The following is a 14,267-nucleotide window of genomic DNA, read 5'->3' as shown; positions in this document are numbered from 1 at the left end:
CGACCTCTCCTCTACTTGAGACCCGCCATCTTGATGTTGCCGATGATCTGGCGCTGGAAGATCAGGAACAGGATGATCACGGGGGCCGCGGCCAGCACGGACCCCGCCATCAGGAGTCCGAGCTCGGTGCTGCGCTCGGAGCGGAAGGTCGCGAGGTACTGCTGCAGGACGAAGCGCTCGGGCGAGGTGATGGTCAGGATCGGCCAGACGTACGAGTTCCAGTAGGCGAGGAACGCCGTGATGCCCATGACGACGAAGGGCGGCTTGGACAGCGGCAGGAAGATGCGGACGAAGATGCCGAACCGGCCGCAGCCGTCGAGCATCGCGGCCTCCTCGAGGCTCTTCGGGATGTTCAGGTAGAACTGCCGGATGAAGAAGACCATGCCTGCGCTGGCGAGCCCGGGGATCACGAGCACGGCGAGGGTGTCGAGCATCGACAGGCGGGTCACGACGATGAAGCTCGTGAGCAGGATCGTCATGCCGGGGATGAACATCGTCGTGATCACGATGGCCCAGATGGTGCCCTTGAATCGGAAGTCCAGGCGGGCGAAGGCATAGGCGGCGAGGGAGTTGACCGCCAGGCTGCCGACCGTGAACAGGACGGCGCCGAAGAACGTCCACAGCAGCGTCTGCAGGAACGTGGGGTCGGCGAGGATCTGCGCGTAGTTCTGCCACAACCAGACCTCGGGGAAGAACTGGAACGGCGTCTCGACGACCTCGGTCTTCGACTTGAACCCGGCGATCACCATCCACGCGAGGGGGAACAGCGACGCGACCACGAAGATCGCGCCGAGGATCACCTTGCCGATGACGACGAGCCAGCCGCCGGCCGTGCGCGGCGCTCTGCGCTGTGCCCGCGGCTCCTTGCCGGCGAGGACGATGCGGGTGGTCTCCTGCATGACGGCCATCTCAGTCCACCAGCCTTTCGGAGTTGACGAACTTGAACACGAGGGCCGAGATGGTCCCCAGCACCACGAACAGCAGCAGAGCGGCCGCGATCGAGTAGCCGACGTTCACGTCGTTGCGGAAGTGGTTGAAGATGAAGAGGTTCGGCAGGGTCGTCGAGTCGAGCGGACCGCCCTGGGTCATCACGAGGGGGAGCTCGAACTGCTGGATCGCCGCGACGAACCCGGTGATCAGCAGGTACAGCACCACGTTCTTCATCTGCGGGATCGTGATGTACGCGGTCTTCTGCCCCCAGTTCGCGCCCTCCATCGCCGCCGCCTCGTAGTACTCGGTGGGGATGTCGACCATGGCCGCGACCATGATCAGCGAGGTGAGTCCCATGCCCAGCCAGATGGCGGGGACGGCGACCGCGAGGAGCGCCCATTTCGGGTCGCCGATCCAGGCGATCGGGTCGACTCCGAAGACGCCGAGGAAGGCGTTGAGCAGACCGCCGGAGTAGTTGTAGATCAGGACGAAGATGATCGACGTGATAACCGCGGAGATGATGGTCGGGATGTAGATGCTGACCTTGAGGATGCTCGCCGCCCGACGCGACACCGCGACGACGAGGCTGGCGAACAGGAACGCCAGGATCAGCATCGCCGGCACGGTCATCAGCACGAACAGGAAGCCGCGACCGATCGTGGCGATGAACAGCGGGTCCTTCAGCACGTTGGCATAGTTGCGGATGCCGACGAATTCCGGGTCCTTGTAGAAGCTCCAGTCCTGGAAGGACAGGTATCCGGCGTAGATGGCGGGCCAGATCACGAAGATCCCCAGCAGTACCACCAGCGGCACCAGGAACCAGTAGGCGGTTCTGTTGTCCCGGTACCGGTACCGGTTCTTCCTCTGCCGGATCTCCCGGCGTTCCTGCACAGCCTGACTGGCCATTTCCACCTCGTCGCGATCTCAGGGTGCGACGCTGTCCGGGGACCGGGACCCCCGGCCCCCGGACAGCGAGCGATATCAGTTCTTGGGCGCCTTGTCGGGCAGCCCGTCACGGTCGATGACCGTCTGGATCGCGGCCTTGGCCGTGTTGATCGCGTCGTCCGCCGACGCCGAGCCCTTCATCACGGACTCCATGGCGGTGCCCACGGCGAGGTTCACGTCCCACGGGTAGGTGGCGCCGGCGATCGCGTCGGGCGCGATGTCGTCGACGATGATGCTCGACCACGGGGCGTCGGCGGCTTCCTGGCTCGCCGCGACCGCATCCTGCACCGACTGGCGGACAGGCACCTTGGTGAATTGGGTGTCGACGAAGAACGGCACGAGGTTCTCGGGGTCGCCGGCGATCGCCCACTCGAGGAACTTCCCTGCGGCCTCCGCGTTCTTGCTCTTGGCGTCGACCACCCAGGTGAAGTTGCCCATGGTCGTGGCCGTGCGGCCGTCGGCACCGGAAGCGCTCGGGAATGCGCCGACGCCCGTCTTGGCGAGCAGGTCGGCGTAGTCGGAGCCGATCTCCGACATCATCCACGAGCCGGAGACCTTGAAGGCCACCTTCTGCTGGCCGAAGTCCTCCCCGCCGACGTACGCGGCGAGCGGCTGCTTGGGCATGTATCCCTTGTCCCACAGCTCCTTGTACTGCGTCATGAGATCGCGGTAGCCGTCGTTGTCGATGTCGGGCGCGGACCAGTCGTCCGTGAGTGCGAGGTGCCCGGCGAAGTTGTACTGCTGGCCCACGGTCGACCAGGCCATGGTCACGGCGTCCTGCGCGGGCGAGATGCAGTACTGGCCCTCGGCGAGCGTCGGCTGGATCTTCGCGCAGGCGGCGAGCAGGTCGTCCCAGGTCTCGGGAGCCGCGGAGGAGTCGACGCCCGCGGCATCGAGCATGTCGGTGTTCCAGAACAGCACGGTCTGCGGTTCGAGCAGCAGCGGGTAGGCGTAGTGCTTGCCCTCGACCTCGGAGATCGAGGTGGCGGTGTCCATGATCTCGCCGAGCGCGTCCTTCGAGACGATCGAGTCGAGCTCGTGCACGGATCCGGCGTTCACCAGATCGAGCAGGTTGGCGGAGCTGGTGTAGACGTCCGGCGCCTTGCCTGCGGCCTGCGCGGCCTTCATCTTCTGATCCCACGCGTCGGCGGGAACCTCGGTGTCGACGACCTTGATCTCGTCCTGCGACTTGTTGAACTGCTTGACGATGTCGGCGTACCACTCGTTCTCGACCGGCGTGAAGCTCCGGTGCCAGAACTGGATCGTGGTGACGCCGTCTTCGCCGCCGTCGCCTCCTGCCGTTCCACCGGGGGTGCCCGCGCCGCAGGCGGCGAGCAGAGAGCCGACCGCCAGCGCGCCGAGGGCGGCGATCGCTGTGCGTCGGGTGCGGGTGGTGATTCTCATTGGTTCCTCCTCAGGGAACAGACTCCTCATCGAGTCGCTGCTGTGCAGGCCGATCGATCCTCAGTGATCGGGTAGCGCCAGAGTAGGCGAAATCGATTTCATGCGCAAGGGAAACAGGCCTCGCGATATTTCAGTCGGCGCGTTCCAGGTCGGCCGAGAACCAGAACACGTTGTACGGATCCCAGAGCGAGAGCGTGAAGTGGATGCGGCGACCGTCCTCCGTGACGTAGCGCGGATTCAGGTACGGCGAATACAGCCCCGGATACTCCGATCCGGGCACGAGCTCGATGGCCTCACCCCATGGTCCCCACGGCGTGATGCCCTCGCGGATGTAGGCGCTGCCGGCATCCGAATAGGTCATGATCCAGCGTTCGAGATAGGTCGACCACATCACCGAGAGCTCGCCGATAGTGCCGTCGACGATCGTCTCCGCATCCCTCATCTCGTCGCTCCACTGCGGCGCATCGCCGTCGAGCCCGGCGAAGTACGAGTACGCCGACGGGTCCTCGACCGCCGCCTCCGTGGCGCGCACGCGCATCAGCTGGACGCCGCCGAACCGGCCCGAGGGGATCGACCAGAAGTAGATCCAGTCCTCGCCGCCCTCCGTCACCTGCGCGGTCGCGAACTGGATGAAGTTCGAGTCCCCTGGCCACTCGACGCCGTCGACCGGGGACCAGGTCCTGCCGTCATCCCGCGAGACGATGAGCGCGGAGCGGTTCGCATCCCAGGCGCCGGGCTCGCCCCAGAACTTCACCGACATGTACGACACATAGATCGTCTCGCCGATCGCGAAGCCGCAAGTGGGGATCTTCGTCACCTCTCCGCCGGCCCCGTTGGCGTCGTGATCGCCTTCGATCAGCGCTCCCGCGAGCCCGATGTCGTCTTCCACCCACCCCTCGAAGTCGATGCCGTCCGTGGGGTCGTCGTCGGTCGTCCAGGCCGCGACGTTCGACCTCCAGAAGCCGCCCTGGCCGCCGATGGACTCGGGGTCCCGCTCGCCGAACGTGTCGCCGAAGAAGAAGAACGTCTTGTCGCCGACGTTCACCATCGAGCCCAGATCCGTACCGGCGACGGAGAAGGATGCCGTGTCGTTCATGGCATCCGGACCGGTGAGCTGCGCGATCTCGGTGAGCTTCGAGACGCCCTCCAGCACGAAGGGCTTGTCGGGGTCCGGATCGACGGACGGCGGTCCGCCTCCCGCGCATCCGGGCAACCCGAGAACGACGACGACCGATGCGGCGACCAGGGCGCGCCGGGATGATGCTGTGCGACGATGCATGCCCCGAATGTAGCGAAATCGATTTCAAGAATCTAGAGTCTTCGACGGTGCAGTCTCTCTCGATCGTCTGGCCGGTCCCGGTCGCACGCTTTATATCAGTATTTCGGTCCGACGCGTCCAGAATCTCGGTATTACCGCCATGAGATTCAAGGGAGAACCGCCATGTCCACCAAGACAGATCGACGAAAGGTCCTGGCCGTGTTGGCGGGAGGTCTCGTGCTCGGCATCGGCGCCGCCGTCACATTGGCCGCGTGGAACGATTCCGAATTCGCCACCGGCACCTTCACCGCCGGATCCTTCAACCTTCAAGGGTCGGTCACGAGCGCCACCGCCGGCTACGTCGACCACAACGTCGATCGCGGCGATGCAGCCGCGACGCTGGCATTCTCACTCCCCGCCGCCACAGCACTGTCACCCGGCGACGTGGTCTACGCACCCCTGTGGGTGCGCCTGGACGGCACCACGAGCAACAACGCCACGCTCGTGCCCGACACGATCACAGCAGGCACCGGCGGCAACGAGGCGAATCTCTCCTACACGATCCGGGCGATCGCACCGGACGCCGTGTGCGACGCCTCCGCAGCGGGAACCGTGATCGCCTCGGGCCCGACGTTGAGCGCACTCACCGGTGCGACCGCTGTGCCGCTTGCCAAAGGCGCAGCGATCGGGACGCCGGGGACCGCTGTCCAGCTGTGCTTCGCCGTGACGGCCGCAGCAACCATCACGCAGGGTGCGACAGGCTCGGCGACGTGGGAGTTCACCGCGACCTCGACACCGAACTGATCATGCAGGAACGGGTCACCTCGGTCGGTATGACGCCGAGGCGATGGCGGCTCCGAAGAGCGCGGGCTGTTCTCGCGTGCGGCCTGGTGCTGGGAATCGGAGTGTCCAGCACGCTGGCCGCCTGGAACGACTCCGAATACGGAGGCGCGACCTTCACCGCCGGCACCTTCAACATCCAGGGCGCGACGGATGGCGCCACCTTCTCGCAGCACGCCACCGCTCCGGCAGCCGCGACGCTGTCGTTCGCCGTCCCCGCCGTCGCGTCGGCGATGTCGCCGGGCGACGCCGTCTACGCTCTGTTCAGCGTCAAGACGGTGAATCCCTCGATGGCCGGCGCCGTGCAACTCCGCGCGAACGCGTCGAACAACGCCGGCCTCGGCGCGTATCTGACCTACAGCGTGCGCACGATCAGCCAGACGACCTGCAACGCCGCCAACTTCGCTGCCGGAACCGCGCTGGCGGGACTGGCGGCGGGATCACCGCTCACCGTCGGTTCGACATCGACGCAGGCGCTGTCCGCGAACGGCGCCAATCAGGTCAATTACTGCTTCGAGGTGACACTGCCGGCGGGAACGCCCACCGCCGCGCAGGGGACGACGCTGACGGCCGCCTGGGAGTTCACCGCTACGTCGGGCTGAGGTGCTCGCCTCGTCAGGTCGCCGCAGGGATGAGAAGAAGAGATCGGAGATGAGCATGGACACGCCGGCGACGCAGGCACTTCAGCGCACGCGCGCCCCAGGCTCTCGCTCGACGGGCCGGATCAGCGGCGTGCTGACGGACATCGTGCTCTGGATCGCCGCTGGACTCGGGGCGCTCTGCATCGTGCTGGTGGTGCTGGCCATGACCGCGAACGTGACTCTCATCATGTTCCGCACCGGATCGATGTCTCCGACCATCCCCGCGGGCTCCGTGGCGATCGTGCAGCTGATCCCGGCATCCGAGATCAGCGTCGGCGACGTCGTCACCGTGGATCGCCCCGGCACGCTCCCGATCACGCATCGCGTGACCTCGGTCGAAGCAGGTTCGACGCCGAAGGAACGCCTGGTCACTCTGCGCGGCGACGCCAACGCGCAGGACGATCCATCGCCGCACACAGTCACATCCGTGCGCATCGTACGATTCGCGATCCCCGGGCTGGCGCCGGCGATCGCGGCCATGGGCAACCCGGTCGTGCTCGGCGGGGTGACGGTCGCGGCGGCAGCGCTGGTGCTGTGGGCATTCTGGCCCCGAGGACGCCGGCGCACCGGCGTGGGTGACGGAGAGCAGCCATGAATCCGCGGCGGCTGCTGGTGACGTCGGCCACGGTCGTGCTGCTCGGCGGTCTCCTCGGCTCTGAGGCGGCCTCCGCGGCGACGACCACCGAAGTGATCCAGGGAGAGGTGCTGCGGATCGTATCGATCGCCGATTGGGATGCCGCCTCGACGCTCATTCCCGGCGAGCCCGTGCAGTGGAGCGTCGATGTGAGCGCGAACGCACCGGAACCCGCGATCGTGCGCCTCAGCATGAGCGCCGAGGGAGGTGCGCCACTCCTCGTCGACATCGCACGCTGCACCGTGGACTGGCAGCCGGCCGGCTGCGCAGGAGAGACCACATCCCTGAAATCAGCCTGGGCCGTGCCGCGTACCGGCGAAGCGGAACTGCTCCTCACGTTCCCGACGTCCGATGTCGCTCACCTCAGACTCTCGGTCTCGCTGGGCGTCGCAAGCACCGAGAGCACGCAGCTCACTGTTGTCGCGCAGGCCGGGCAGGAGAGCATCGCAGCGCATCCCGACGGCGGCCTGGCGACGACGGGATCATCCGCGCCCGCGACCTGGCTCCTCGTTGCAGCGATGCTCCTCATCGTTCTGGGCTCGACAGTCATCGGCGTCGTGCGTCGCAGAGACCGTGAGGAACCGACGTGAACATCCGACGTCGGCGTCGCCTGCTGCTCGCTCTGACCGCTGTGGTCGCGCTCGCCGGGGCGCAGTTCGCCTCCTCGCCCCCGCTCACAGATGCATCGTGGATCGACAGCGAGCAATCCCGAGCCAGCTTCAGCGCACTCACGGTCCCCTCTCCCGCGGCGAGTCCGTGCACGACGCGCAACGGCGCCCTCGGCGTCAATCGGGTGACGCTGTCGTGGCGGGTGCCTGCCGGGGTGACCGGGTACTCGAGCACCAATGCGGAATTCGGGCAGCGCACGAATCAGGGCGCCTACGAGACGATCTCCGCGAACTCCGTCACCACGATCAGCACGACGGGGAGCGCGAGCGCCTATTCCACCGAGATCAGCGGCGCACCATTGGGGGGCTCGCTCGGCGACAAGCGGACATTCGCCGTGCGGTTCTCCGGACCCGGAGGCTGGAAGTCGGGTTGGGTGGACGCCTGCACGTTCGATGTCGTGCGCTCGCGCATCCTCCCCTCGCAGATCACGGTGACGGCATCGTCGGAGGAGCTCGTCCGCGAATTCGCGCCGGCGACATACGCGAATGATGACAACGCGGCAACCGGCTGGGTCAGCCGCTGGGCGACCCAGCCGACCACGGTGTTCCCCCACATCCTCACGTTCGACCTCGGTCGACAGCAATCCGTCGATGGCATCGGCTATCTCTCGCGCGCTTTCACGAATGCGATGATCAAGGCCTACACGGTGGAGCTGTCGGGTGACGGACAGACCTACACCACGGTGGCGAGCGGCGAGTGGCAGCAGACGACTGCCTGGCAGTTCGCGAACTTCGCGCCGCAGACGGCACGCTACGTTCGCGTGACGGCGCTGTCGTCCACGTCCGGGACGGCGTGGGCCGCAGCGCTCGAGATGCCCGTCTTCGGAACCCCGACGCCGTAGAACCTACCGCGGCCGCGGGACCACGAGCGGCGAGCCGGTGTGCGGATCGGGGATGATCGTGCATGGCAGCCCGAAGACCTCCTCGATCAGCTGCTCGGTCATCACCTCATCCGGGGCGCCCGTCGTGATCACCCGCCCGTCGCGCATCACGATGAGGTGGTCGGCGTACCGCGCCGCCTGATTCAGATCGTGCAGCACGGCGACCAGGGTTCGTCCGCCCTGGTCGTGCAGGCGACGCAGCAGCTCGAGCAGCTCGTACTGATGCGCGATGTCGAGGAACGTGGTCGGCTCGTCGAGGAGCAGAAGCGGCGTCTCCTGCGCCAGCACCATGGCGACCCACACCCGCTGCCGCTGCCCTCCGGAGAGCTCCTCGACCTGACGCGCGGCGAGATCGGCGGTGTTGGTCGCGACGAGCGCCTCGGCCACGGCCAGTTCGTCAGCCGTCGTCCACTGGCGGAAGACCCCCTGATGAGGATGCCGTCCCCGCGCCACGAGGTCGGCCACCGTGATGCCTTCCGGGGCGATCGAGGTCTGCGGCAGCAGTCCGAGCCGACGGGCGACCTCCTTCGCCGGGTACTCCGCGATCTCCCGCCCGTCGAGCAGGATGGATCCCGCCGACGGCTTCATCACCCGCGCGAGCGCACGCAGGAGCGTCGACTTGCCGCATGCGTTCGGCCCGATGACGACCGTGAACGATCCGGTGGGGATGTCGACGGTCAGGCCGTTGGCGATGACGCGTCGGTCGTAGCCCAGGGTGACGTCCCGCGCGCGCAGTCGCGCCTCGGGCCCTCGCTCGACGCCCAGGCGGTCCACAGCAGTGTCGGTCATCGTCTTCTCGCCTCCGAGATCAGCAACCAGATGAGATAGGCCCCGCCTAGCGCGACGGTGATCACGCCGACGGGGAGCTGCGATGGCGCGAAGATCCGCTGCGCGATCAGATCGCTCACGACGAGCAGCAGCGCCCCCATCGCGGCCGAGCCCGACAGCGTGACGCCGGCGGAGCGGGTCAGGCGGCGTGCCAGCTGCGGGGCGGCGAGCGACACGAAGGCGATCGGCCCTGCCGCCGCGGTGGCCGTCGCCGTGAACGCGACGCCGAGCACGACCAGTCGCAGCCGTACCCGCCCGGTCCGCACACCCAGCGCGACCGCCGCATCGTCACCGACCTCGAGGGCGTGCATGCCGCGGGACAGGACGGCGGCGACGCCCCACAGCGCGACCAGGATCACGACGGCGGGAGTCGCCTGCGCCCAGCCGACCGCGTTGAGTGAGCCGCTCCCCCACGCCGATGCCGCGAGGGCGATGTTCAGGTCGGTGTTGAGGATGACCCACGTGCTCACCGAGGCGAGCATGGCGGAGACGGCGATGCCGACGATGATCAGCCGGAATCCTTGGAACCCTCGCCGATACGCCAGCACGTACACGAGCAAGGCGGTCGCGAGTCCCCCCACGAGCGCTCCGCCGGCGACCGCGAGGTACCCGGTGCCGACGGTCGTGATGACCAGCAGCGCGCCGACGTACGCACCCGAGTCGAAGCCGATGATGTCGGGACTGCCGAGAGGGTTGCGCGTCAGCGACTGGAAGATCGCGCCGGCCGCGCCCAGCGCGGCGCCCAGCGCGAGCGCGAGCAGCACGCGCGGCATCCGCCATCCCCACACGACCAGCTGCGAACGCGAGTCGCCGAAGCCGAAGACGGTGGCGACGACGTCGGGGATCGGCACGACGTAGTCGCCGACGCCGAGACTCACGACGGCCACCGCCGCCGCGGCGAGCAGCAGCGCCGCCACGACGATAACCGGGCGGCGCCGGAGGAGGATGCTGATGCCGCCGCCCCGCGATCGCAGAAGCCAGGTGCGGTGACCGCGCTCGATGTGCACGCTCACAGGGCGCTCGCCCCTCGGCGGCGGACGAGCATGATCAGCACGGGTGCCCCGACGAACGCGGTCACGATGCCGACGGGCAGTTCGCCGCTGCGCAGCACGACCCGACCGACGATGTCGCTCGCGAGCACGAGCACGGGAGCGGCGATCAGGCTTCCGGCGAAGATCCAGCGCTGGTCCGGCCCGGTGAACCAGCGGACGGCGTGCGGCACCATGAGGCCGACGAAGCCGATGGGTCCGGCGACAGCGGTCGCAGCCGCGCACAGCAGCGTCGCCGCGATGATCGCGAGCACGCGGGTGCGCACGATCCGTGAGCCCAGCGAGACCGCGAGGTCGTCGCCGAGCGCTACCGCGTTCAGCGGTCGCGCCACCGCGAAGGCGAGCACGAAGCCGACGAGCAGGAACGGCAGCACCCATCCGATCTGCGCGGACGGCGTGCTGGCGATGCTGCCGGCGTTCCAGCCGCGCATCCGGTCGAAGACCTCCGGGAGCAGGAGCGTGATGCCCGAGGTGATGCCGCTGAGGAAGGCGCCGATCGCGACACCCGCGAGCGTGATCCGCAGCGGGTCGACGCCGCGACGCCCGGAGGCGCCGATCGCCCACACCGCGAACGTCGTGGCGACCGCACCGAGGAGCGCGAACCAGATCGTGCCCGACAGGGTGGTGATACCGAAAGCCGCCGCGCCGGCGGCCACGGCGAATGCCGCGCCCGCGTTGACCCCGAGGATGCCGGGGTCGGCCAGCGGGTTCCGGGTGAACGCCTGCATCAGCGCCCCGGCGATGCCGAGCGCCGCCCCCACGAGGATGCCGAGCGCCGTGCGCGGTCCGCGGAGGTCGCGGATGATGGTCCACGCCTCACTGTCGGCCCCCTGCAGCGCGGCGACGATCTGCTCGATCGAGAGCTGCTGGGAGCCGATCGTGAAGCTCAGCAGGATGCACGTCGCGAGGGCGCCGACCGCGAGCGCGAAGCCCAGCATCCGCCGCCGGCGTGAGACGGATATCGCTGCGCGCGCATTGTCCGCGGCCTCGCTCGTCTGCACCGGTTGCTCTGCGACCTCCCGAGGCGGCGCGATCTCAGAGTCCGTGAGCCTCAAGGGTGGCCTCGTACTCGTCTTCGACCTCTTCGGCATCGCGCGTCTCGTCATCCCACATCGCGCGCAGCCGATCACGGACCGTGTCGGGGAGCGATTCGAAGCGCTCGCTCCATTGCTCCGAATTCGCGGTCCAGTAGCCGACGACCTTGTACGCCGTGGACGGCAGCCGGAGCTCGTGACGCAGATGCTTGCGCACCCCGCGGGTCACGCGGGTCTCGCCCGCGACCCAGACGTAGCCGGGTTCACGGGGGAACTCGCTCGCGCGCACGATGTCCTCGACGCGGCTCGGGCCGTGGCCGTTGCCGCCGTGCACCCAGGTGAGCTCGACGTCGGCCGGCAAGTCGACGCGCTGCTCGTCGGCCGGCTCGCCGACCTCCAGCACCACTCGCGTGCGCACGCCTGCCGGAGCCTGCTCGGCCAGGCGCAGTGCGGCGGGAAGCCCCGTCGCGTCGGCGACGAGCAGCTGCCAGCGGATGCCCTCGGGCGGGTCGTACAGACCGCGCGGGGTGTTCACCCCGACGACGTGGCCCGGCTGGGCTCCGAGCGCCCAGGTGGCGGCGATGCCGCCCTCGTGCACGACGAAGTCGATCACGAGACGGCCGAACACGGCATCCCACGACCGCACGGTGTACGTGCGCACCTCGGTGGAGTCGACACCCTCCGGGAACTCCCAGTAGCCGTCCGCGGTCGGCGACGGGAGCACGGGCTCGTCATGACCCGCCTTCGGCAGGAACAGCCGCAGGTACTCGTCGCCCACTCCGGAGGAGAGGAAGCCCTCCAGACCGTCGCCGGCGAAGACGATGCGGACCATGCCGGGCGTCAGCCGCTCGACCTCGACGACCTCGACGCGATGGACGCGGTTCACCTCGGGGCGGCTCACGGGAGCAGCGCCTTGCGCACGACCTCGAGCAGGCCGTCCTGGCCGCTCGGCGAGCCGTAGCTCATCTCGTAGTTGTAGCCGTGGACCTCGCCGTTCGCGATGGCGGGGAGTGCGGTCCAGAGCGGGTTCGCCTGCAGGGCCTCCTCGTCGGTGATCAGACCGGAGCCGTCTTCGCTCACCCCGGTGAAGATGACGTCGATGTCGGCGAGCTGTCCGACCTGCTCCATGCTGAGGGAGGTGCCGTCGCTGTCGGGCTTTCCGTCGCCGTCGCTGTCGGCGAGCGGGCTGATCTCAAGACCGAGATCAGCGAAGACCAGGCAGGAGATGCTGTAGCAGCCGACGTTGATCTGGCCTTCCCAGAACGAGATGTCGGCGACGACGGGGGCGATGCCCTCGGCGTCGAGCTGCTCCTTAACCTCGGCGATGCGCGCCGCGTAGTCGTCGAGCCAGGCCTGGGCCTGCTTCTCCCGGCCGAGGTCGGCGGCGAGGGTCTGGAACTTGTCGCGCCAGTCGCCGCCGTCGAAGGCGTTGTACGTGTAGGTCGGGGCGATCGGGGTCAGCTTGTCATGCAGGTCGGTCTCGTAGCCGATGCCGTTGAGGATGAAGTCGGGACCGACCTCGAGGATGTGCTCGAGGTTGAACTCCGGGTAGTTGTGGAACCCCTTGATGCCTTCGAGCTCCTCCTGCGGGAAGTAGCTCGGGAACGAGTCCCAGTCGTCGCGGATCGGCTGCTCGGAGGCCAGCGGGTACCCGAGCGTGATGAGGATGTCGACGTCGGTCGTGTAGAAGCCGAGCGCCGCCTCGGGTTCGGTCGGCACGGTGACCTCGCCGAACTCGGTGTCGATGGTGAGGGTCTCGCCGCCGGATTCACCCGCCTGTGCGGACGCGCACGAGGTGAGCAGGAACACGGCGCCGGTCGCGAGGGCGACGGCGCGGAGACGACGGATGCGGGAGGGCGTCATGAACGGACCTTCGATTCGGGGAGATTAGCTGAGGCTTACCTAAGTGCCTCATCGATCATCCCCCGTCTCGATGTCGCGAACCTGCCAGTGGATGTCGCGAGGAAGACGAATTACAGCGCGGAGACCGCGAATGCTCCCGGTGTCGTCCCCAACTCGCGACGGAACGCCTGCACGAAAGCGCTCGACCGCGCGTAGCCGACACGCCTCCCGACCATCGCGACCGGAAGGCCCTCGGCCAGCATCACGATCGCCGCGAGCATCCGTGCCCGGGTGCGCCACTCGGCGAAGGAGAGGCCGGAATCGCGGCGGAAAAGCCGCGCGAGATGCCGCTCGCTCGCGCCGACGAGGGCACCCCATTCCTGCAGCGTGCGCGCATCGGCCGGATCCTGCTGCACGGCCTCCGCGATCCGCCTCGCCCGATCATCGTCGGGCAGGGTCAGGGTGAGATGCAGCAGCTCCGCGCGATGGAGCAGGCGGGGCACGAGCTGCTCCGCGAGCCGGCGCGTCTCGTCGGCCATGTCCTGTGTCGCGAGTTCATCGAGGAGCGCGCGGGCGGCCATCGGGATGCCGACGCCGCCGACACCCTCACGCGGCGGGGAGGCGATCCCGGGCGCGAGGAAGGTGCACGAGAACTCGGTCCCCTTGGACGCGGTCACGCGGTGCGGCTCACCTGCCGGGATCCAGAGTCCGACCGTCCACGGGACGGCGTGGAACCCGACGGCGGTCTCGACGACGAGGGACCCGCGTGCCGACCACAGCAGCTCGTCGGCGTCGTGCCGGTGCCAGTCCCATTCCTCGGCGGCGCTGATCGCGAAGGGGCTCGTGCTGATCCCGGTCACACCGACCGGGACGTCGAGCGCGTCGCTCAGTTCCCTCGCGGATTCCACAGCATGACCTCTGTGGAACGGCGGATGCGGCGGCCGGAGGGCATCGGCACCACGCCGGTGGAGCCCGCGGCGAAGACGCGCACGCCGGGGCGGCTCTCGCGTTCGGCGCGCAGCGCCGCGTCGAGCTGGATGACCCGGGCGCGCAGCATCCGGTTCTCGTCCTCGAGGTCGAGGAGGCGCGCGATCGCGGGGAGGCTGACGCCCTGGGCGGACAGCTCGGCCACCTCGCGGAGCTGTTCGATGTTGCGGGTGGAATAGCGGCGCGAGCCGCCGGAGGTGCGGCCGGGCACGACCAGACCGATGCGGTCGTACTGCCGGAGCGTCTGCGGGTGCATGCCCGCGAGCTCAGCGGCGACGGCGATCGCGAACACCGGAGTGTCGGCGTCCATGCCACCTTCAGTCATG

Annotated in this window: 16 protein-coding genes; 5 read left to right on the top strand and 11 right to left on the bottom strand. The window is 68.3% G+C overall.

Annotated features, from left to right (window positions below):
• Positions 1-11 precede the first annotated feature (11 nt).
• The 4 genes from ABD648_RS14235 to ABD648_RS14220 all read right to left on the bottom strand — a co-directional run bounded on the left by ABD648_RS14235 (position 12) and on the right by ABD648_RS14220 (position 4,558).
• Positions 12-908 (bottom strand): carbohydrate ABC transporter permease, encoded by an 897-nt coding sequence (locus tag ABD648_RS14235; protein WP_282215608.1) that lies wholly within the window; start codon positions 906-908, stop codon positions 12-14.
• 1 nt (position 909) lies between these two features.
• Positions 910-1,836 carry a carbohydrate ABC transporter permease gene (locus ABD648_RS14230; RefSeq protein WP_282215607.1) on the bottom strand — a complete coding sequence of 309 codons (927 nt, stop codon included), beginning with the start codon at positions 1,834-1,836 and terminating at the stop codon, positions 910-912.
• A 75-nt stretch (positions 1,837-1,911) separates the two neighbouring features.
• Positions 1,912-3,279 (bottom strand): extracellular solute-binding protein, encoded by a 1,368-nt coding sequence (locus ABD648_RS14225; RefSeq protein WP_282215606.1) that lies wholly within the window; start codon positions 3,277-3,279, stop codon positions 1,912-1,914.
• 130 nt (positions 3,280-3,409) lie between these two features.
• On the bottom strand, positions 3,410-4,558 hold the full coding sequence (locus tag ABD648_RS14220; protein ID WP_282215605.1) for a glycoside hydrolase family 183 protein: 1,149 nt from the start codon (positions 4,556-4,558) through the stop codon (positions 3,410-3,412).
• A 162-nt stretch (positions 4,559-4,720) separates the two neighbouring features.
• On the opposite strand from ABD648_RS14220, the gene ABD648_RS14215 reads away from it, so the two are divergent.
• Genes ABD648_RS14215 through ABD648_RS14195 form a run of 5 tightly spaced genes read left to right on the top strand, consistent with a single transcriptional unit; the run spans position 4,721 to position 8,162 of the window.
• Positions 4,721-5,341 carry a SipW-dependent-type signal peptide-containing protein gene (locus ABD648_RS14215; RefSeq protein WP_282215604.1) on the top strand — a complete coding sequence of 207 codons (621 nt, stop codon included), beginning with the start codon at positions 4,721-4,723 and terminating at the stop codon, positions 5,339-5,341.
• Between the two features lie 2 nt (positions 5,342-5,343).
• Entirely contained in the window at positions 5,344-5,979 is a 636-nt protein-coding gene (locus ABD648_RS14210; RefSeq protein ID WP_344709781.1) for a SipW-dependent-type signal peptide-containing protein, read from the top strand.
• Between the two features lie 49 nt (positions 5,980-6,028).
• On the top strand, positions 6,029-6,613 hold the full coding sequence (locus ABD648_RS14205; protein WP_282215602.1) for a signal peptidase I: 585 nt from the start codon (positions 6,029-6,031) through the stop codon (positions 6,611-6,613).
• A complete protein-coding gene (locus ABD648_RS14200) occupies positions 6,610-7,242 on the top strand; it encodes a hypothetical protein (RefSeq protein WP_282215601.1) in 633 nt (210 codons plus the stop codon). Before ABD648_RS14205 ends, ABD648_RS14200 begins: the two co-directional genes overlap by 4 nt.
• Complete coding sequence (locus tag ABD648_RS14195; RefSeq protein WP_282215600.1) at positions 7,239-8,162, top strand: discoidin domain-containing protein; 924 nt, start codon at positions 7,239-7,241, stop codon at positions 8,160-8,162. The genes ABD648_RS14200 and ABD648_RS14195 overlap by 4 nt, the downstream gene beginning before the upstream one ends.
• A 3-nt stretch (positions 8,163-8,165) precedes the next feature.
• On the opposite strand, the gene ABD648_RS14190 is transcribed toward ABD648_RS14195, so the two are convergent.
• The 7 genes from ABD648_RS14190 to ABD648_RS14160 form a co-directional block, all read right to left on the bottom strand.
• The gene (locus ABD648_RS14190; RefSeq protein ID WP_282215599.1) at positions 8,166-8,990 is read right to left on the bottom strand and encodes an ABC transporter ATP-binding protein; all 825 of its coding nucleotides are present in this window, start codon (positions 8,988-8,990) and stop codon (positions 8,166-8,168) included.
• A complete protein-coding gene (locus ABD648_RS14185) occupies positions 8,987-10,042 on the bottom strand; it encodes a FecCD family ABC transporter permease (RefSeq protein ID WP_282215598.1) in 1,056 nt (351 codons plus the stop codon). The genes ABD648_RS14190 and ABD648_RS14185 overlap by 4 nt, the downstream gene beginning before the upstream one ends.
• Positions 10,039-11,079 (bottom strand): FecCD family ABC transporter permease, encoded by a 1,041-nt coding sequence (locus ABD648_RS14180; RefSeq protein ID WP_282215597.1) that lies wholly within the window; start codon positions 11,077-11,079, stop codon positions 10,039-10,041. The genes ABD648_RS14185 and ABD648_RS14180 overlap by 4 nt, the downstream gene beginning before the upstream one ends.
• A 34-nt stretch (positions 11,080-11,113) precedes the next feature.
• Positions 11,114-12,013 carry a siderophore-interacting protein gene (locus ABD648_RS14175; protein ID WP_282215596.1) on the bottom strand — a complete coding sequence of 300 codons (900 nt, stop codon included), beginning with the start codon at positions 12,011-12,013 and terminating at the stop codon, positions 11,114-11,116.
• Entirely contained in the window at positions 12,010-12,975 is a 966-nt protein-coding gene (locus ABD648_RS14170) for an ABC transporter substrate-binding protein (RefSeq protein ID WP_282215595.1), read from the bottom strand. The genes ABD648_RS14175 and ABD648_RS14170 overlap by 4 nt, the downstream gene beginning before the upstream one ends.
• Positions 12,976-13,085: 110 nt before the next feature.
• Entirely contained in the window at positions 13,086-13,862 is a 777-nt protein-coding gene (locus ABD648_RS14165) for a helix-turn-helix transcriptional regulator (protein WP_282215594.1), read from the bottom strand.
• On the bottom strand, positions 13,841-14,266 hold the full coding sequence (locus tag ABD648_RS14160; RefSeq protein ID WP_282215593.1) for a heat shock protein transcriptional repressor HspR: 426 nt from the start codon (positions 14,264-14,266) through the stop codon (positions 13,841-13,843). Before ABD648_RS14160 ends, ABD648_RS14165 begins: the two co-directional genes overlap by 22 nt.
• Between the last annotated feature and the right edge of the window lies 1 nt (position 14,267).

Source organism: Microbacterium luteolum, from assembly GCF_039533965.1.
In the GTDB taxonomy this organism is placed as follows: Bacteria; Actinomycetota; Actinomycetes; order Actinomycetales; family Microbacteriaceae; genus Microbacterium; species Microbacterium luteolum.
Note: the sequence above shows the minus strand (reverse complement) of the source record. Positions and strands in the feature narration are given on the sequence as shown.